The 16,665-nt window shown below is 57.1% G+C and carries 17 protein-coding genes and 2 tRNA genes; 11 read left to right on the top strand and 8 right to left on the bottom strand.

From position 1 onward, the window contains the following. Positions 1-3: 3 nt before the first annotated feature. The 5 genes from RSQ48_RS04845 to RSQ48_RS04825 are packed head-to-tail and all read right to left on the bottom strand — an operon-like array spanning position 4 to position 6,483. Positions 4-981, bottom strand: coding sequence for an ABC transporter permease (locus tag RSQ48_RS04845; protein ID WP_003802581.1), 978 nt, complete (start codon positions 979-981; stop codon positions 4-6). Beyond that, positions 981-3,167: an ABC transporter substrate-binding protein gene (locus RSQ48_RS04840; protein ID WP_003802582.1), complete on the bottom strand. Its 2,187-nt coding sequence runs from the start codon at positions 3,165-3,167 to the stop codon at positions 981-983. The genes RSQ48_RS04845 and RSQ48_RS04840 overlap by 1 nt, the downstream gene beginning before the upstream one ends. Further along, positions 3,161-3,796: a thermonuclease family protein gene (locus RSQ48_RS04835; RefSeq protein WP_003802584.1), complete on the bottom strand. Its 636-nt coding sequence runs from the start codon at positions 3,794-3,796 to the stop codon at positions 3,161-3,163. The genes RSQ48_RS04840 and RSQ48_RS04835 overlap by 7 nt, the downstream gene beginning before the upstream one ends. A gap of 48 nt (positions 3,797-3,844) precedes the next feature. Continuing rightward, complete coding sequence (locus RSQ48_RS04830) at positions 3,845-5,437, bottom strand: acyl-CoA dehydrogenase family protein (protein WP_131071388.1); 1,593 nt, start codon at positions 5,435-5,437, stop codon at positions 3,845-3,847. Between the two features lie 41 nt (positions 5,438-5,478). Then, on the bottom strand, positions 5,479-6,483 hold the full coding sequence (locus RSQ48_RS04825) for a magnesium and cobalt transport protein CorA (RefSeq protein ID WP_059318763.1): 1,005 nt from the start codon (positions 6,481-6,483) through the stop codon (positions 5,479-5,481). A 92-nt stretch (positions 6,484-6,575) separates the two neighbouring features. On the opposite strand from RSQ48_RS04825, the gene RSQ48_RS04820 reads away from it, so the two are divergent. The 7 genes from RSQ48_RS04820 (at position 6,576) to RSQ48_RS04790 (ending at position 11,248) form a co-directional block, all read left to right on the top strand. Then, positions 6,576-6,956 carry a DUF423 domain-containing protein gene (locus tag RSQ48_RS04820; protein ID WP_059318762.1) on the top strand — a complete coding sequence of 127 codons (381 nt, stop codon included), beginning with the start codon at positions 6,576-6,578 and terminating at the stop codon, positions 6,954-6,956. 57 nt (positions 6,957-7,013) lie between these two features. Further along, complete coding sequence (locus RSQ48_RS04815) at positions 7,014-8,051, top strand: adenosine deaminase (protein ID WP_240209048.1); 1,038 nt, start codon at positions 7,014-7,016, stop codon at positions 8,049-8,051. Then, complete coding sequence (locus RSQ48_RS04810; RefSeq protein ID WP_003802594.1) at positions 8,044-8,661, top strand: DNA-3-methyladenine glycosylase; 618 nt, start codon at positions 8,044-8,046, stop codon at positions 8,659-8,661. Before RSQ48_RS04815 ends, RSQ48_RS04810 begins: the two co-directional genes overlap by 8 nt. Before the next feature lie 60 nt (positions 8,662-8,721). Continuing rightward, positions 8,722-9,036, top strand: coding sequence for an I78 family peptidase inhibitor (locus tag RSQ48_RS04805; protein ID WP_003802596.1), 315 nt, complete (start codon positions 8,722-8,724; stop codon positions 9,034-9,036). Positions 9,037-9,041: 5 nt separating this feature from the next. After that, positions 9,042-9,449 carry a PaaI family thioesterase gene (locus tag RSQ48_RS04800; RefSeq protein ID WP_003802598.1) on the top strand — a complete coding sequence of 136 codons (408 nt, stop codon included), beginning with the start codon at positions 9,042-9,044 and terminating at the stop codon, positions 9,447-9,449. A 171-nt stretch (positions 9,450-9,620) separates the two neighbouring features. Continuing rightward, complete coding sequence (wrbA, locus tag RSQ48_RS04795) at positions 9,621-10,220, top strand: NAD(P)H:quinone oxidoreductase (RefSeq protein WP_003802600.1); 600 nt, start codon at positions 9,621-9,623, stop codon at positions 10,218-10,220. A 14-nt stretch (positions 10,221-10,234) separates the two neighbouring features. Then, positions 10,235-11,248, top strand: coding sequence for a glutathione S-transferase family protein (locus RSQ48_RS04790; protein ID WP_240209047.1), 1,014 nt, complete (start codon positions 10,235-10,237; stop codon positions 11,246-11,248). Here RSQ48_RS04790 and RSQ48_RS04785 read toward each other — a convergent pair. Beyond that, a complete protein-coding gene (locus RSQ48_RS04785; protein WP_275694071.1) occupies positions 11,242-12,411 on the bottom strand; it encodes an alpha-hydroxy acid oxidase in 1,170 nt (389 codons plus the stop codon). The two genes, RSQ48_RS04790 and RSQ48_RS04785, sit on opposite strands and share 7 nt — an antisense overlap. 484 nt (positions 12,412-12,895) lie before the next feature. On the opposite strand from RSQ48_RS04785, the gene RSQ48_RS04780 reads away from it, so the two are divergent. The 4 genes from RSQ48_RS04780 to RSQ48_RS04765 all read left to right on the top strand — a co-directional run bounded on the left by RSQ48_RS04780 (position 12,896) and on the right by RSQ48_RS04765 (position 14,825). After that, positions 12,896-12,972, top strand: a tRNA-Arg gene (locus RSQ48_RS04780). Positions 12,973-13,430: 458 nt separating this feature from the next. After that, positions 13,431-13,507, top strand: a tRNA-Arg gene (locus tag RSQ48_RS04775). A 516-nt stretch (positions 13,508-14,023) separates the two neighbouring features. Next, complete coding sequence (locus tag RSQ48_RS04770; RefSeq protein WP_003802606.1) at positions 14,024-14,407, top strand: hypothetical protein; 384 nt, start codon at positions 14,024-14,026, stop codon at positions 14,405-14,407. An 85-nt stretch (positions 14,408-14,492) separates the two neighbouring features. Beyond that, complete coding sequence (locus RSQ48_RS04765) at positions 14,493-14,825, top strand: hypothetical protein (protein ID WP_240209046.1); 333 nt, start codon at positions 14,493-14,495, stop codon at positions 14,823-14,825. Between the two features lie 86 nt (positions 14,826-14,911). On the opposite strand, the gene RSQ48_RS04760 is transcribed toward RSQ48_RS04765, so the two are convergent. Beyond that, the gene (locus RSQ48_RS04760; RefSeq protein ID WP_003802611.1) at positions 14,912-16,348 is read right to left on the bottom strand and encodes an NAD(P)(+) transhydrogenase (Re/Si-specific) subunit beta; all 1,437 of its coding nucleotides are present in this window, start codon (positions 16,346-16,348) and stop codon (positions 14,912-14,914) included. Further along, positions 16,345-16,665 (bottom strand): NAD(P) transhydrogenase subunit alpha, encoded by a 321-nt coding sequence (locus tag RSQ48_RS04755; RefSeq protein ID WP_003802613.1) that lies wholly within the window; start codon positions 16,663-16,665, stop codon positions 16,345-16,347. Before RSQ48_RS04755 ends, RSQ48_RS04760 begins: the two co-directional genes overlap by 4 nt.

Here is a 16,665-nt window from a genome sequence, read left to right as displayed (position 1 = left end):
GGCTCAACTGAAACGAATGCGGGGGTCAACCAGGGTGTAGGAGATATCAGCCAGAATCAAACCGGCGATATACAGCATCGATCCTAAAAACACCATGGCACGCACAATGGAGAAGTCCTGGGCATTGATGGCATCAATGGTGAAGCTGCCCAGACCCGGAATACCAAAAAAAGACTCGGAAATCAGACTGCCCATGAACAGCAAGGGCAAGGCAGAGACCGTGCCCGTCAGGATAGGCAACAGTGCGTTGGGCAAAACGTGACGAAACAGAACCGTCGAGTCAGTCAAACCCTTGGAACGTGCCGTACGCACATAATCGCGGCTGGCCTCTTCCAAAAACAGACTGCGGTAAAAGCGCGACTCCGCCCCGACGCGCGACAAAATGCCCACCAGCACCGGCAAGACCAGAAAGCGCCAGTTATCCAATCCATCCACCCAGCCGGAAAATGGCACCCAGCGCAATACGCGTGCAAACAACCACTGCCCGGCAATAATGTAGAACAGGCCCGAAATGGACATCAACACCACGCATAGCACGACGGCAGAAAAGTCCAGCCGGGACCCACGAAAAAACACCATCAGCAAGGCGATGCTGATGCACACCCACAAACCCAGAAAGAAGGTGGGTAGGGCCAGCGCCAGACTGGGCCCCATGCGCTGCTTGATCTGATAGGCAATATCCTGCCCCTGATCGGACAGACCAAAATCCAGACGCAGCAAGGGAACAGATCGCTCATAAAAGATGGTGTCGGTAAAAGCCTGGGCCCCCTGGGCCTGCGCGTTATAGAACAGGGGCTTGTCATAGCCGCGCTCAGCTTTCCAGTTATCAATGGCCGTCTGGCTGACACGCTGCCCGCCGATGGATAAACGCGCCATGTCGTCGGGCGTGTTGACGGCAAAAAACAGCACAAAGGTCAGCAGGTTGACCCCGATCAGAATCAGTACGCCATACAGAATGCGCCGCACGATGTAGGAAAACATCAATCTTTCTCCTGACGCAAAGCCACATGGCGGCGTCGCGCCCGCGCCTGCGAACGCACCGCCCATACGAGCACCACCAGCAGCACACCCAGCGGGATGGCGGGCCACCATACAGGCGGATTCCACCAATCGATACGCTCAACACGCTGTTGTGGGTCGATACGGTAATACTGCAGACTGTCGCGCACCATCAAGGACGGCTTGGCATTGCGCACCCAGCTTTGATAGGCGCCACCCGCATTGGGGACGTAGCCAAACATCCAGGGGGCGTCGTGCTGCACCAGACGAATCATCTCCTGCACCACGGCGTCCTTTTCCGGGCCATCATTCAAAAAACGCATCTGTTCATACAGGCGGTCGAACTCGGCACTTTGATAATTGGCGGCATTCTCGCCCCCAAAATCCTTCTTGGCCTGAGGTCCGTACAGCAAGGTAAAGAAATTCTCCGCATCCGGGTAATCTGCAACCCAGCCCCAGAGGAACATCTGGGCGGCGCCGCGCTTCATCTTGTCCTGAAAGCGGTTGTAATCCGTGGCGCGTACCTCCAGCTGCAAGCCCACCTGAGCCAGCTGGCGGCGCATCCAATCCACCGTGGCGTCCGAGCCCATGCCCGCCATGGAGTCGTAATACAGAATCAAGGGCTTGCCCGTGCGGCTGTCGCGTCCGTCAGGATAACCGGCCTGCCGCAACAGCTCGCGCGCCTCATCCAGACTGCGTCGCTTCACCACGCCGTCATCCTTGGTGTAGACATAGGGGTTGGCGCCTTGCGGCAAAGGCTGATAGCCCGGAACCCCAGGCGGCAAGGGGCCATGTCCAGCCTGCCCTTGGTCATTCATGAAGATCGATACGTACTGCTCCCAGTCGAACACAATGCTGATGGCCAGACGCAGCTTGCGGTTTCTCTCGAACTGCTCCGGCGTATCGCCCTGCCCGACCACCGGGTCGTGCCAGTTAAAACCCATGTAAAACAATTGTGCTTCGGGGGCCGTTCGCAGTTGCAGCCCGCGCTCCTGATACAAATTGGCTTTCTCGACCGAGTCCTGAGCGGCAACCGTCATGGCTACCCCGTACTCACCCCGCTCCACTTGCGGAATGTCGTAATAGCCCTGCAGAAACTTGCCCATCAGGGGCACACCCTCTTTCTCCAGAGAAAACACCACCTTGTCCAGAAAAGGCATGGACTTGCCGCAATCGTCCAGCAGCCCGGCCGCCTGATCGCCCGGCTCACCGACACAAGGGTAGGGTTCGCCCCGGTAATTCGGGTTACGGCTCAGAACATGACGACGATTGGTCAAGGACTCGGTCAACATGAAGGGCCCCGTACCCACGGGCCAACTGTCCAGCGTCAGATTGTGCTGCGCCATGCCTGGCTGGCTATAAAAACGCTCGGCCTCCCAGGCCATCGGGGCCGTAAATGTCATGGCCAACCAGTATTTGAACTGCGGATACTTGCCATTGACCTCGATGCGCAACGTGTGTTTGTCCAGCGCCCGTACTCCTGACAGCGTATAAGGTCGCAAATCCAGCCATTGCGGGCGCGGCTCCTGTTTGTCGACACGGGCCAGCTCCTCGCTAAACTCCTTAAAGCCCCGGATATGCTCGGCCATCACGCCCAAAACGGGCGAGGCCAGCCGCGGGCTGGCCAAACGCTTGAAGGCATAGACGTAATCGTGAGCAGTCAGCTCGCGCGAACCCGTATGGTCAAAGTCAGCAATACTGTACGCCCCGCTCAGGTCCGGAGCCCGCATGGGGTAGTAACGATAGTCACCCTGCTCATCCAGCGCAAACGCCGGATGAGGCTGGAAAGCAATGCCTTTCTTAATGGGAATGTCGTAACGGCTGATAGCCACCTGCTCCCCCGGCGCATCTGCAGGCAGCTGATTACCCTGTGCGTCCAGGTAGACCGGTTCTACCAACGCTTGCGCCACTTTAGGTATCAGGCGGTAGGGACGGTCCAGATAGTGATAGCCGTACAGGGGCTCGTAAATGGAATAGGTAAATGGTGTCTCGTCCCCGGAATAGGACAAAGCAGGGTCCAGATGATTAGGCGAGCGGGTCGTAAACGCACTGTACAGCGTGTTCTGGGCTGCACTGCCTTCGTGATAAGGACTATTGACCGGCTTGGAGCAGGCCGCCAAGGCGACGCATATCACGGCCAGCCCAATCTGACGCAGAGAACTTAGCATTGCCCTTGCTGCCAACAGTCATAGCGCCATTTCCATGGCGGAACAGGATTGGGTTCAGACCAGATGCCGACACGGGCCTGCTGGGCTTCACGCTCCAACTCTGCGATACGTGGATCACGCAAAAAACGGCCACCTTTTTCACGATTGGCCATGGCCATTCCCGCCCGTACCAGTTTCTGGTTAGCCGTTTCCCCCCCTGCCAGCGGTACATCACAAACGGCACGACCGTGACGGTCCCGTTCATGGCATGACAAGGTCAGATGTTGACCGGAGACCAGATCCGACAGAAAACGCCGCGAGGCCTCGGCAAAAGGCTGGCCAGGACGACGGCTGTCCTTGGTCGTCTCGGGCGCATCAATACTGGCCAGACGCACTCGCTCCTGCTTTCTGTTGCCAGACAGAATCGTCAGTGTATCTCCATCGGCCACGCGCACCACTCGTCCAGTCAGCTCAAACCCTTGCGCCTGAACCGGCCCGGTCCATGCCGTCATCAAGGCGGTCAGGCCTGCGCAAACAGCGGCTCGCCGCGTCAAAGAAGAAAAGCCGGACAGCGGAAACACGATCATGATACGGACAACACTCCAGGCGGATTGCAGAAACCAAGCCAACAAATTATAGATACTGCGCACCGCCTGTCCAGAGCATTGTCCCTAGGCGGCCCGCCTGCATCGGGCTCCCTACCGACGAGGCCAGGCACGCTGCAAATACCAGGAGGCCTGCTCGACGCCCTCCAGGCCGAACACGGTTGCAGGGTCCTGTTGTACTCGATGAGCCACAAACAGATCCGCCACAGCATCGGGGGCCACCTGCCGCATCAGGCAGGCCTGATACAAAACAGCCAACTTCTGCACCCAGACACGGCCCCCAGCCTGAGAAACCGTATTCAATAAATCCTGGGCCGCCTGCCTCAGTTCCGCGTCATCCCCCGTACGGACATGCAAATCGGCCTGCAAGGCCTCCCCTACGCCCTCCTGACTCAAGGCGCGCTGCACGTCCAGGCACATCACATTACCAGAGCCTTCCCAAATCGAATTGACAGGGGCTTCCCGTAGCAGGCGCGGCATCGGTCCTTCCTCGATATAGCCGTTGCCCCCCCAGGTTTCCATGGCTTCGGCACACAGAGCGATAGCCCGACGGCACACCCAGAACTTGGCCGCTGGAGCCAGGACACGCAGTACCGCCTGCGACACTGGGTCATCGATCCGCTCCTGCAAGTCCACCAGAAACAAGGCCAGATGAGTGGCAGCTTCGCTTTCCAGACTCATATCCAGCAAAACGGCCTGCATCAGGGGCTGATCGATTAATGCTTTGCCAAAAGAGCGTCGATGCTGACAATAATGCAAAGACTGCACCAAGGCCTGCCGCATCAGGGCGGCGCTGCCCAACACGCAATCAATACGGGTACGGGCCGCCATTGCCGCCAGCAAGGCAATGCCTCGACCTGCCTGACCCACCCGCCAGGCCAGCGCGCCGTCAAGATCAATCTCCGCACTGGCGTTGGAACGATTGCCCAGCTTGTCCTTGAGCCGGCGTATATAGCGCCGGTTCAGCCCATATTCGGTATAGCGCGGCATCAGGAAGCAGGAAAACTGCTCGTGCTCACGAGCCAGCACCAGATGTCCGTCCGCCTGTGGCACGGAAAAAAACCATTTGTGCCCGTACAGACGAAATGCCTGGGAGTCGGGGTGCGCCTCGGTGATGCAGGTGCGCAGATCAGAGCCGCCCTGCATTTCCGTCATCCCCATGCCCACAAGCACACTGCTTTTTTGCATGAACCATTGCGCCGAGGGATCATAATGATTAAGGCGCAACCTGGCGGCCCAGTCCTGAAACGGTTCAGTCTGCAACAAAGGGGCGGCCGCCCGCGTCATGGTCAAAGGACACAAGGTACCCGCCTCGATCTGACCCTGCATGTAAAAGCCCATCGCACGCTGCAGATGCTGTCCGGCCCGAGCCTCAGACGGCCAGATGTGCAGTCCCTGCTCCATACCCAGTTGCATCAGATGATGCCAGGCAGGATGAAAGTCCACCTGGTCCACGCGCTGGCCCTGGGCGGACCAGCCACGCCATTGCGGTGGCTGACGGTTGGCCAGGGCACCCTGCTCGCGCCAATGGGCGCAACCGAGCGTGCGCCCATATTCCGCCAGCGCCTGCCGGGCCTCCTCAGACGCCAGCATCGCTTGCCAATACTGTAGGGCCGGATCTTCGCCAAACAGATCATCATCCATCAAATCCGGCACTTGATTCTGTAACTGCTGCTCCAGACCCATCACGCCTCCTTGATACCGGCCCTCTCGCTCCCTGATTCAGACTAGAGCCATTTGGCCTTCTTGAATTTCCAGTACAAGAATCCGCAGACACTGCCCATCAAACCCAAAGCATAGGGATAACCCAGTGTCCACTCCAGTTCCGGCATGAGCTTGAAGTTCATGCCGTAAATCCCCGCAACTGCAGTCGGTACAGCCAGAATGGCCGCCCAGGCCGCCAGCTTTCGGGTGGTGTCGGTTTGCTGCATCTGTCCGATCATCAAACCGCCTTCAAAGGCAAAAGCCAGCGCTTGTCGCTGGCTATTGATGAACTCGGCCGTACGGGCAATACGGTCCGACACCTCGCCAAAATAAGCCCGGCTTTCCGCATCGACATACTCAAGTTCAATGCGTGACAAGCGGCGCGTCAGTTCGGCCAGGGGCGACACCGCCGTATGGACTCGCAGCAGATCACGCCGCAAACGATAAATCCGCCGCACATCATTTTCCTTGAAGCCGCGAATCAGAAATTGCTGCTCGATCGCCTCGACCGCCTTCTCAGTCTGCTCCAGGGAAGTCTGGTACTGATCCACAATCAGATCCAGCAGTTCTGAGGCGACAAAATCACTGCCCCGTGCCAGCAAGGCAGGGGTACTCTCCAGGCGGGCACGCAACTGCAGATAACTGCTGTTGGAACCTCGCCGCACCGTCAGCAACAAGCCGTGGGCGATCAGAATCTGCGTCGTGCCCAGCAAGGGACGCAAATCTTTCAGACCCAAGGTGACCGCCACCACAATCAGACAATTGCTAAACTCCAGCAGCTTGGGACGGCGATGGGGAGCGATCAGTTCCTCGACCGCATTGTCCGGCAGGCCCAGTTGAACCCCCAGTTCGCGCAAAATCGCCTCGCTGGGATCTTTCAAGCCAATCCAGATAAAGCCATCCTTCAGGGGATCGTGGGCAGGCAGATGATGAATATCCAAAGCCATGGCAGGCTGGCCAGACTGATAGCGATACGCGGCCACCACCATATCCTGTACATCAGGCGTGACCGGAGCTATTTCTTGCATGCTGCCTCCTTGCAGACAAAGCCAATTTTTTTGTTCGATAATAGCACTGGCCTGCCTACGCGCCGCGACGGTGGCCACTAGCAAGGATCAATATGAAATCACGAACCATTCTATGCCTGGGGGCCTTGATAATGGCGGTAGGCGTCGGTCTGGGCGCCTTTGGCGCCCACGCCCTGCGCGCCATGGTGGACGCCTCCGCCCTGGCGACCTGGCAAACGGCTGTCCTGTATCAATTGCTGCATGGACTGGGCCTGTTGCTGATCGCCGCCTTGGGTAACCGGCTTCATCCCGCCTGGCAATCTCGCAGCGCCGTCCTGATGCTGGTCGGCGTCCTGATCTTCAGTGGAAGCCTGTACATTCTGGTGCTGAGCGGTGTGAAGTGGCTGGGGGCCATTACCCCGATAGGCGGGGTTGCGATGATTCTGGCCTGGCTTTGTCTGGCTTTTGCCGCCGTGCGCGGCCAGGGTGCCTGACCCGGGACACTGGCCTTCGTATAATGGGGCGCATAGTCTGCCTAACAGGAGCGCCCCGTGTCCGATCCCGCTTTGTCCTTACGCGAGTTTACCCGCCAACTTCCCAAGGCCGAACTGCACCTTCATATTGAAGGCACCCTGGAACCAGACTTGATCTTCAAGCTGGCCCAGCGCAACCAGATCACCTTGCCCTACCCCGACCAGGCCAGCCTGCAGGCTGCCTATAAGTTCACTGATCTGCAGTCCTTTCTGGATCTGTACTATGCCGGGGCCGGTGTCCTGATTCACGAACAGGACTTCTTTGACATGAGCTGGGCCTACTTTTTACGCGCCCAGGCCGATGGCATTGTCCACACCGAAATCATGTTTGACCCGCAGACACATACGGCCCGCGGCGTTGCCATGGAAACCGTATTCGCAGGCATTGCGCGGGCGGCACGCCAAGCCAGATCCGAACTGGGTATCAGCAGCTATCTGATCCTGAGCTTTCTGCGTCACCTCAGCGAGGCGGACGCCTTTGAGACCTTGAAAGCGGCCCTGCCCTTGCGCGAACAGTATGCAGATCTGTGGGTCGCCATTGGTCTGGACTCCTCAGAGAAAGGCAACCCACCCGCCAAATTCGAGAAAGTCTATGCTCATTGCCGTGAACTGGGCTTTCGCCTAGTTGCTCATGCCGGCGAGGAAGGCCCGGCCAGCTATGTGCGCGATGCGCTGCAGCTTCTGAACGTGGAACGCATCGACCATGGTGTGCGCAGCCAGGATGATCCGGCCTTGATACAGTACCTGATCGATCACGCCATTCCCTTGACGGTCTGCCCTCTGTCCAACATCAAGCTCAAGGTGTTTGATAGTCTTGACCAACACAACCTGAAGCATTTGCTTGATCTCGGCTTGAATGTATGCGTGAACTCGGACGACCCGGCCTATTTCGGGGGCTACCTGCTGGATAACTATATGCAGACCGCCCAAGCCCTGGGCTTACAGGAAGCGGACTTGCGCACGCTGGCGGCCAATAGTCTGCGCGCCTCCTTTTTGCCCAAGGAAAAGCAGCAGTTCTGGTTGAACAAGCTGGAGTCTATTCCCGGCCATGGCTAAGCCTTCCCTGTATCTGCCGCGGGCGTTTTTTGCCCGCGACCCACGTTACGTCGCCCTGGAGTTGTTAGGCAAAACACTGGTGCTGAATGACGAACGCGGCCAACGCTGCGCCACCATTGTGGAAACCGAGGCCTATCTCGGCCCCCAGGACCAGGCCGCCCACAGCCGGCGAGGTATCACCGATCGCACCCGACTGATGTTCGGCCCGGCCGGCTATGCCTACATTTATCTGATCTACGGCCTGCATCACTGCATGAATATCGTCAGTGGCGTGGAAGGAGACGGCACGGCGGTGCTGCTGCGAGCCGCCCAATGGGCCTCTCCCCTGGAAGGGCCTTCCCTGTCCGGGCCGGGACGGCTGTGCAAAGGGCTGGATATCGACAAGGCCTATAACGGTGCCGATGCCTGCTCCCCCACCTTGCATCTGCTGGACGCTCCCGCTCTGGCGCCCGAGCAGATCCACATCGGCCCGCGCATCGGCGTGGACTATGCAGGCGACTGGGCCACGGCCCCGCTGCGCTACGCCATCGCACAGCACCCGCAGGTCTCGGTCAAACCGGGTAAAACCGCTGCAAAACGCAGCACAAAGGGCCTTAAACGCCCCGTCTAGAACAGGTATTATTAGTCCTTCAAGCTCTGAATGCTTCCCAGCTGCTTTAAAGGATTTCTCATGCGACTCTCCGTACTTCTTAGCGTCCTTCCCGCCGTTTTTCTGGTCGCCTGCACGGCCACGGGCAATAGCGCCCAAAGCGGTTCAAGTTCGTCGTTGCGCAACACCTCGGGGGGGCTGTGCGATGCCGACTCCCTGAGCCCGGCCGGACAAACAGCCAGCCAAAGCCAGATTGAACGTCTTGTCAAACAGGCCGGTGCCTCGCAAGCCCGCATTCTGGCTCCGGATCGTATGTACACCACCGACTACGACCCTACTCGCCTGAACATCCGGGTCGATGAGCAAAACCGCATTCTGTCGGTCTACTGCGGCTAAGCCCCATGACTCACGAGCAAAGCCAACACCTGCTGAACACGCTGTTCGCGCCCTGGGTGCAAGCCTTGAAGCTACGCGTGGAAAAGGTGCAGGAGGACGGCGTGGTGCTGCGCCTGCCCTTTTCAGAACAATTGACCCATGTCGCGGGGGTGGTGTGCGGTCAGGTTTATATGGCGGCAGCCGATACCGCGATGGTGCTGGCCATCAGCCAAAGCCTGGGCGAATTCCGTCCCATGACCACCGTTTCACTGAACACCAGTTTTGTGCGCCCGGTTGCCCAAGGCGATGTCCTGGTCCATGCCCAGGTTCTGAAACGAGGCAAGAGCATGGTCTTTGGCGACATCAAGCTGTTTGATGAACAGGACCGCCTGGCCGCCCACGCCACCACCACCTACGCCCTGTTGCCAGGTTGAGCGCGGCCGAGCAGACAACAAGACAGACTCTGACACAAAACAAATAGCCTGGCGGTTTGTCATAGCAGGGCAGGCCCGACTATCATCGTCATAGCATGCTCGCCCCCGGCCTTGTCCAGGGGCCGCTGCCCCGTCCGATTCCTTGTTGATCGCTTTTCTGGAGACATTCAAATGGCAAAAGTCCTGGTTCTCTATTACTCCGCCTACGGCCACATTGAGAAAATGGCCCAAGCGGTGGCTGAAGGTGCGCAAAGCGCTGGTGCGACGGTGGATATCAAACGTGTCCCCGAACTGGTCCCGGAAGCGGTGGCCCAGAAAGCGAATTTCAAGCTGGATCAGGCCGCTCCGGTTGCCTCGATTGCCGACCTGGAAAACTATGACGCCATTATTGTGGGCACCGGCACCCGATTTGGGCGTATCAGTTCACAAATGGCCAGTTTTCTGGACCAGGCCGGTGGCCTGTGGGCACGCGGCGCCCTCAATGGCAAGGTAGGTGGCGCCTTTACGTCCACTGCTACCCAGCACGGCGGACAGGAGCTCACGCTGCTGTCCATTATTCACAACCTGATGCACTTTGGGATGATTGTGGTGGGCCTGCCCTATAGCTTTGCGGGTCAGACCCTGCTCGATGAGGTAACCGGCGGCAGCCCCTACGGAGCCTCTACCATTGCCGGTGGCGACGGATCGCGCCAACCAAGCCAGAACGAGCTGGACGGTGCCCGCTTCCAGGGCCGTCATATCGCTGAAATTGCCATGAAGCTGAAAGGCTAAAACGGAGGACAAGAATGGGCATGATGATTGAAGGGCAATGGCACAGCAAAGAGCCAGTCAGCCGTACTGAGTCCGATACATTTCAGCGTGCCCAGTCCACCTTCCGGGACTGGATTACGGCCGATGGCGGCCCCGGTCCCCAGGGGCAGGCGGCACAGCCCGCTCAGGCCAACCGCTATCACCTGTATGTGTCGCTGGCCTGCCCTTGGGCGCATCGCACCTTGATCATGCGCGAACTGAAAGGACTGCACAAACTGATTTCCGTCTCAGTTGTGAATCCTGTCATGGACGATCAAGGCTGGACGTTTGAGCCGGCTGAAGGTGTGATCGCCGATCCAGTCATGGATGCCCAGTTCCTGCACCAGCTCTACGCCAAGGCTGATCCGAACTTTACCGGCCGCATTACGGTTCCCGTGCTGTGGGACAAGCATCGGGCCACGATCATCAACAATGAGTCCTCCGATATCATGCGTATTTTCAATAACGCATTCGATACCTTGGGGGCACGCAGTCTGGATATGGCTCCGCTCGACTTGCGTACCCAAATCGAGCAGATCAATGGCCATGTCTACGACGCGGTAAACAACGGCGTGTACAAAGCCGGCTTTGCCCGCTCACAGTCTGCCTACAACACTGCCGTGCATGCGCTGTTCCAGAGTCTGGACGGCTTGGAAACCCGACTGGCCCAACAGCGCTATCTGACTGGTACACGGCTCACTGAGGCCGACTGGCGTCTGTTCACTACCTTGATCCGCTTCGATCCGGTCTATGTCGGCCACTTCAAATGTAATCTGCGCCGTTTGATCGACTATCCGAATCTGTGGAACTACATGCTGGAGCTGTACCAGATGCCCGGCATCGCCGATACCGTCAATCTGGATCACATCAAAACCCATTACTACAGCAGTCACCGCCATTTGAACCCGACAGGCATTGTGCCCGCTGGCCCACTCATGGATCTGAACGGGCCCCACGGACGCGGCCATTTACCTGCCCAGCCAGGCCCCTTGCATATTGGTCTTCAGTAACCGGGGCGATCAAAAATATCAGGATTGAGCAAAATAGATCGGTCAACCTGATTAATGTCGGTGCGCCCGCAAAAAGCCATGGACACATCCAGTTCATTGGCCATCAATTTGAGCAAGCGAGCCACGCCGGGCTGACCGGCCGCTCCCAAAGCGTAGAGAAAAGCACGGCCAATCATCGCTCCCTGGGCGCCCAGGGCCCGTGCCCGCAACACATCCTGACCACTGCGAACTCCTCCGTCGACCAGCACCTCGATCTTGTCACCCACCGCCTTGCTGATAGCCGGCAGGCAGGAAATGGAAGAAGGCGCACCATCGAGCTGACGACCGCCGTGATTGGACACGATCAGCGCATCGGCGCCGCTGTCGACTGCATGGCGAGCATCGTCCGCATCCATAATGCCTTTGACAATCAGTTTGCCGCCCCAGGCATTTTTGATCCACTCGATATCTTTCCAGCTCAAGCTCGGGTCAAACTGCTCGGCGGTCCAGGTCGCCAAAGAACGCAAATCCGAAACGCCCTTGGCATGGCCGACAATATTGCCAAAACTGCGGCGATGGGTGCGCAACATGTTGCGACACCAATATGGTTTGGTCGCCAGATTGAGCAGATTGGGCACCGTCAGGCGCGGAGGCGTCGTCAAACCGTTTTTGATGTCTTTGTGACGCTGCCCCAGCACCTGCAAGTCCAGAGTCAGAACCAGCGCCGAGCAATGAGCTGCTTTGGCACGCACAATCAGGTTTTCAATAAAACTGCGATCACGCATGACGTAGAGCTGAAACCAGAACGGACTACGGGTCGCCTGAGCCACATCCTCGAGCGAGCACACACTCATGGTGGACAGTGTGAAAGGAATACCAAAGTCCCGAGCAGCCAAAGCGGCCAGCATTTCGCCGTCGGCATGCTGCATACCCGTCAGGCCTGTGGGGGCAATAGCCACTGGCATGGCCACGTCCTGCCCCAACAGCGTCGTCCTTATACTGCGATGACCAATATCCACTGCCACACGCTGTCTGAATTTCAGCTTGTGAAAATCCTGCTCATTAGCCTGATACGTCCCTTGCGTCCAAGAGCCAGAGTCGGCGTAGTCATAAAACATCTTGGGCACGCGGCGTTTAGCCACCAGGCGGAAATCTTCAGTGCAGGTAATTTTCGACAGATCCATGACATTCAGCTCCAAAACAATGGCGTAATAATGCGACTTTGTTTCCCTGGGGGCAAGTCATCCCCGACCGGCTGGCTCTTGTTCCGCATAGACGGGGTCACCCCCCAGAGATGGCTTAGGGCCCTCAGTCGAGCACACCAGTCCTGATAGACGGCTCACTGTTCCTGCTAAAGCACGCTCCCCCAAGAGGCTGCTCAATGCCCCCTGACGCGCGAACTACTCGCGATACACGAACAAAACCTTTCTTAACGCAGCTCCCCCAGGGCTGACTGGCTCTTTGTTGAGCTGCGTTGCCTCTCCAGGCCGATCCGACGAGAAGCCACTGCGAGCCGTTTGGCCTCTCCAGCCATCTCATCGCCTTGAAACCAGCCCTTGCCAAGCACGTGCCCAACCGAAAAACGACTATTCATCGAAACTTTATCGAAAAAAAATTCGATATTGTGGTGACAAGTAAAAATAGCCGTGCTATAGTTCTACTTCTTTAGCGGCTGTAGCTCAGTTGGATAGAGTACTTGGCTACGAACCAAGGGGTCGTGGGTTCGAATCCTGCCAGCCGCGCCATATTCAAGAGTGTTCTATATAGAACAGTCTTCAAGACTTCAGTCTTGGCAAGTAAAGCCACAATGAATTTTCATTGTGGCTTTTTTGTTTCTGTCATCAATGACACACTGCGCACGCCCCTTACTCTCAGGTCCTGGCGCTTGCCTCGTATGCATTCTGCCGCTGCGAGCTGCTCGACTGAAAAGCGGACTCACGCCCTGCCTGCCATTCTTCACACTCCAATGCACTTTTCCGCCTGTCCGAAGCAAGCTCCCTTCATGACATCGGGACGTTTTGGGCGCATCCGACTCCAGGAAAACTAGTACAAGCGGCCAACTCAGGCACCAATCGTAATGGACTCCCCCTCTTCCTCTGGCCCACTGCTCAGTCAAGCCGAACCATTTTCGTATTTATTTTAAAAAAAGAATATTACAGGCTTGCCAAGCTCGCAAATAGTCTGCTATAGTTTCATTTCTTTGGCGGCTGTAGCTCAGTTGGATAGAGTACTTGGCTACGAACCAAGGGGTCGTGAGTTCGAATCTTGCCAGCCGCGCCATATAAAGAAAAAAGCCACTTCTTCGGAAGTGGCTTTTTTCGTTTGTCTTTCCGCTTTTTTACCTCACCTGACGTCCCCGTTTTATCTGCTTTTTTCCTGTGGTTTGCATGTAGCGGACTTAGTCAATTGTTCCCACCCATCAGCCTTGTCAGGCAAAAAAGCACAACACCCATCCTCAAGTCCCTGCCCAAGCGTTTATAAACTGAACTTCAAAAATGCCACAAATGGGATGTAACAATTGAAACTTTATTTTAATTTCAAAAAATTAGGGTAAAACCTCTCTATTATTGCCAACACGAATTAAAAGAGGGGACATACCATTCCAAGAGCTTATGCCACGGGCTGCGTACAACACGCAGTCACATACGACAGAGAAAATTGAGCCGTCCGGCTTGTACCTGCTGAAACCGATATCCCGGTGCAGCCTGTCGTTGGCACATCTTGGGCTATTCCCATCTTTGAATAGACCCGAAAACAAACAAAGCAGATCTGTTCATTAATCTAAAGAGGAAACCCATGACTCGTCGCATGCTCGCTGCGCTTTTACTGTCCATTCCACTTGCTGCCTGCCAGACCCTACAGGGTGGTGGAACGGGAGGCGAAGACAAGTTCACTGCCGCCTACCTAAAAACACACCTGAAACCAGGCGTCACCACCTCTGAGCAAGTGCGCCAGCTCTACGGCAAACCCGATACCACTCAAGAAGGCCCAAACGGACCATCGATGTGGACCTACTCTCCCCGTAACACCGCAAACGCTGACTTGCTGTCCTCTGCCATGGGTGCCTTCGGACTGGGGGCCGCCAGCAGCCTTACGGGTGCAGCACCGGCGGATTCCTACACGCTGTTCATTCATTTTCAAAACAATAAGGTTTCCGACTACAGCTTATCGCAGATCTAAAAACCGCTTGGTTTAAGACTGGCTATACTCAAAAGCCTGGGCGGGTCAGCCCAGGCTTTTTTACAGCAAGGCAACGAGACTCATCATGACTTCACGCATTTTCCGTTTACTGCCCGCCGGCCTGCTTCTGGCCTGCGGCCTGGCCTTCGCGCAAAACACGCCTCCCTCGACCCAGCTTGCCCAAATGGGTGGTGCCATGCACGCCGCCGCAAAAGTCTGCGGCGACTACTCCGAGGCGCAATTGAAAAAAATGAAGGAAAAGCAACAGCAGTCCATGAAAGAGATGGGCCTGAACGAAGCCGACTTTGAAGCAGCGTTCAATGCAGGTCTGGAACGCGGCAGCAAGGACATGGCCACGATCAGCGAAGCGCAGCGCCAACAAATGTGCGAGCAATTGCGCTCCGGCCCCAAGTTTTAAATTCGCTCTTCCCAACCAGAAAGCGCTCTGGCCCCCCCAAGGAACCAGAGCGCTTTTTTACTGCCAGCGCCAAAACCCCAAAAGGTTTACAACGCTTTGACCATATCTTCGATGGTCTTTTTGGCATCGCCAAACACCATCATGGTCTTGTCCATATAGAACAGCTCGTTATCCAGACCGGCATAACCGGCGGCCATGGACCGCTTGTTCACGATCACGGTTCGGGCCTTGTACGCTTCCAGAATCGGCATGCCCGCAATTGGCGAAGCCGGATCGTTCTTGGCGGCCGGGTTAACCACGTCATTGGCCCCCAGCACCAGCACCACATCGGTCTGCGCAAACTCGCTATTGATGTCGTCCATTTCAAAGACTTGCTCATAAGGCATTTCGGCCTCAGCCAGCAAGACGTTCATATGGCCAGGCATACGACCGGCCACCGGATGAATCGCGTAGCGCACATTCACGCCCTGGCTGGTCAGCTTGTCCGACAACTCTTTCAAGGCGTGTTGAGCACGGGCCACGGCCAAACCGTAACCGGGCACAATCACCACGGACTCGGCATTGCTCATCATGAAAGCGGCATCTTCTGCACTGCCGGATTTCACCGAACGATTGCCCTGATCCGCGCCACCGGCAGCCGCTTCCGGATTGGCACCAAAACCGCCCAGTATCACGTTGAAGAAGGCACGGTTCATGGCCTTGCACATGATGTAGGACAGAATTGCACCGGAAGAACCCACCAGCGAACCGGCAATGATCAGCATGGAGTTGTTCAGGGAGAAACCAATCCCTGCTGCGGCCCAGCCCGAATAGCTGTTCAGCATGGAGACCACCACCGGCATGTCCGCCCCGCCAATCGGGATGATCAACATCACGCCCAGCAGGAAGGACAAGGCCAGCAGCACGCCAAAGGCCCACCAAGCCTGGGTCATCACAAAGATCGCACCGCAGAGCAGGGCCAAGAGCCCGAGCAGCAGGTTCAGCATGTGCTGACCTTTAAAAGTGACGGGCGCCCCTTGGAACAGTCGGAATTTGTATTTGCCCGACAGCTTGCCAAATGCAATCACCGAACCGGAGAAGGTAATGGCACCGACCAGCGCGCCCAAGGCCAGCTCCACACGGTTACCCATGGGCAGCGCCACCTCGGCCGAACCAATCCCGAAGGCCACCGGCTCCAGCACCACGGCAATCGCAATGGCGACCGCAGCCAGACCAATCATGCTGTGCATGAAGGCCACCAGCTCCGGCATTTTGGTCATCTCGACACGGCGTGCCATGATGGTGCCCAGCACGCCGCCAATAACCAGACCGATCAGAACCCGCAGCAGGCCAGAAAGCTCTTTGCCTTCAGGAGCCAGGCTGTAGATCAGCACGGCGGTGGTGGCAATGGCCAAGGCCATCCCCACCATGCCGAACAGATTGCCACGACGCGAACTGGCTGGATGCGACAAGCCTTTCAGGGCCTGAATGAAACACACTGAAGCCAGTAAATAGCACAAGGTAACGGTATTCATGGAAATCATGATTGCCCTTCCTTGGGCGTATTTTTAGCGCCCTTCTTTTTGAACATTTCCAACATGCGGCGGGTTACCAGAAAACCACCGAACACGTTAACCGAGGCCAGCGCGGTGGCGATGATGCCCATCACCTGTGCCCAGGTGCTTTCGGTTAGGGCTGCCGCCAGCATACCGCCCACAATGATGATGGCCGAGATGGCGTTGGTCACCGCCATCAAGGGGGTGTGCAAAGCGGGCGTCACTGTCCAGACCACGTGGTAACCCACGTAAATGGCCAGTACAAAGATGATCAGATTAATGACCAGGGGAGAAATAATATCCAT

It is taken from the genome of Alcaligenes sp. SJTW-7, from assembly GCF_047716895.1.
GTDB lineage: Bacteria > Pseudomonadota > Gammaproteobacteria > Burkholderiales > Burkholderiaceae_B > Alcaligenes > Alcaligenes ammonioxydans.
This window is presented reverse-complemented; position numbering and strand designations above follow the sequence as displayed.

Excerpts from the sequence above, each read along its gene's own strand:
- RSQ48_RS04845 (WP_003802581.1), bottom strand. The coding sequence starts at position 981 with ATGTTTTCCTACATCGTGCGGCGCATTCTGTATGGCGTACTGATTCTG.
- RSQ48_RS04840 (WP_003802582.1), bottom strand. The coding sequence starts at position 3,167 with ATGCTAAGTTCTCTGCGTCAGATTGGGCTGGCCGTGATATGCGTCGCC.
- RSQ48_RS04830 (WP_131071388.1), bottom strand. The coding sequence starts at position 5,437 with ATGGGTCTGGAGCAGCAGTTACAGAATCAAGTGCCGGATTTGATGGAT.
- RSQ48_RS04825 (WP_059318763.1), bottom strand. The coding sequence starts at position 6,483 with ATGCAAGAAATAGCTCCGGTCACGCCTGATGTACAGGATATGGTGGTG.
- RSQ48_RS04820 (WP_059318762.1), top strand. The coding sequence starts at position 6,576 with ATGAAATCACGAACCATTCTATGCCTGGGGGCCTTGATAATGGCGGTA.
- RSQ48_RS04810 (WP_003802594.1), top strand. The coding sequence starts at position 8,044 with ATGGCTAAGCCTTCCCTGTATCTGCCGCGGGCGTTTTTTGCCCGCGAC.
- RSQ48_RS04805 (WP_003802596.1), top strand. The coding sequence starts at position 8,722 with ATGCGACTCTCCGTACTTCTTAGCGTCCTTCCCGCCGTTTTTCTGGTC.
- RSQ48_RS04800 (WP_003802598.1), top strand. The coding sequence starts at position 9,042 with ATGACTCACGAGCAAAGCCAACACCTGCTGAACACGCTGTTCGCGCCC.
- wrbA (WP_003802600.1), top strand. The coding sequence starts at position 9,621 with ATGGCAAAAGTCCTGGTTCTCTATTACTCCGCCTACGGCCACATTGAG.
- RSQ48_RS04790 (WP_240209047.1), top strand. The coding sequence starts at position 10,235 with ATGGGCATGATGATTGAAGGGCAATGGCACAGCAAAGAGCCAGTCAGC.
- RSQ48_RS04785 (WP_275694071.1), bottom strand. The coding sequence starts at position 12,411 with ATGGATCTGTCGAAAATTACCTGCACTGAAGATTTCCGCCTGGTGGCT.
- RSQ48_RS04770 (WP_003802606.1), top strand. The coding sequence starts at position 14,024 with ATGACTCGTCGCATGCTCGCTGCGCTTTTACTGTCCATTCCACTTGCT.
- RSQ48_RS04765 (WP_240209046.1), top strand. The coding sequence starts at position 14,493 with ATGACTTCACGCATTTTCCGTTTACTGCCCGCCGGCCTGCTTCTGGCC.
- RSQ48_RS04760 (WP_003802611.1), bottom strand. The coding sequence starts at position 16,348 with ATGATTTCCATGAATACCGTTACCTTGTGCTATTTACTGGCTTCAGTG.
- RSQ48_RS04755 (WP_003802613.1), bottom strand. The coding sequence starts at position 16,665 with ATGGATATTATTTCTCCCCTGGTCATTAATCTGATCATCTTTGTACTG.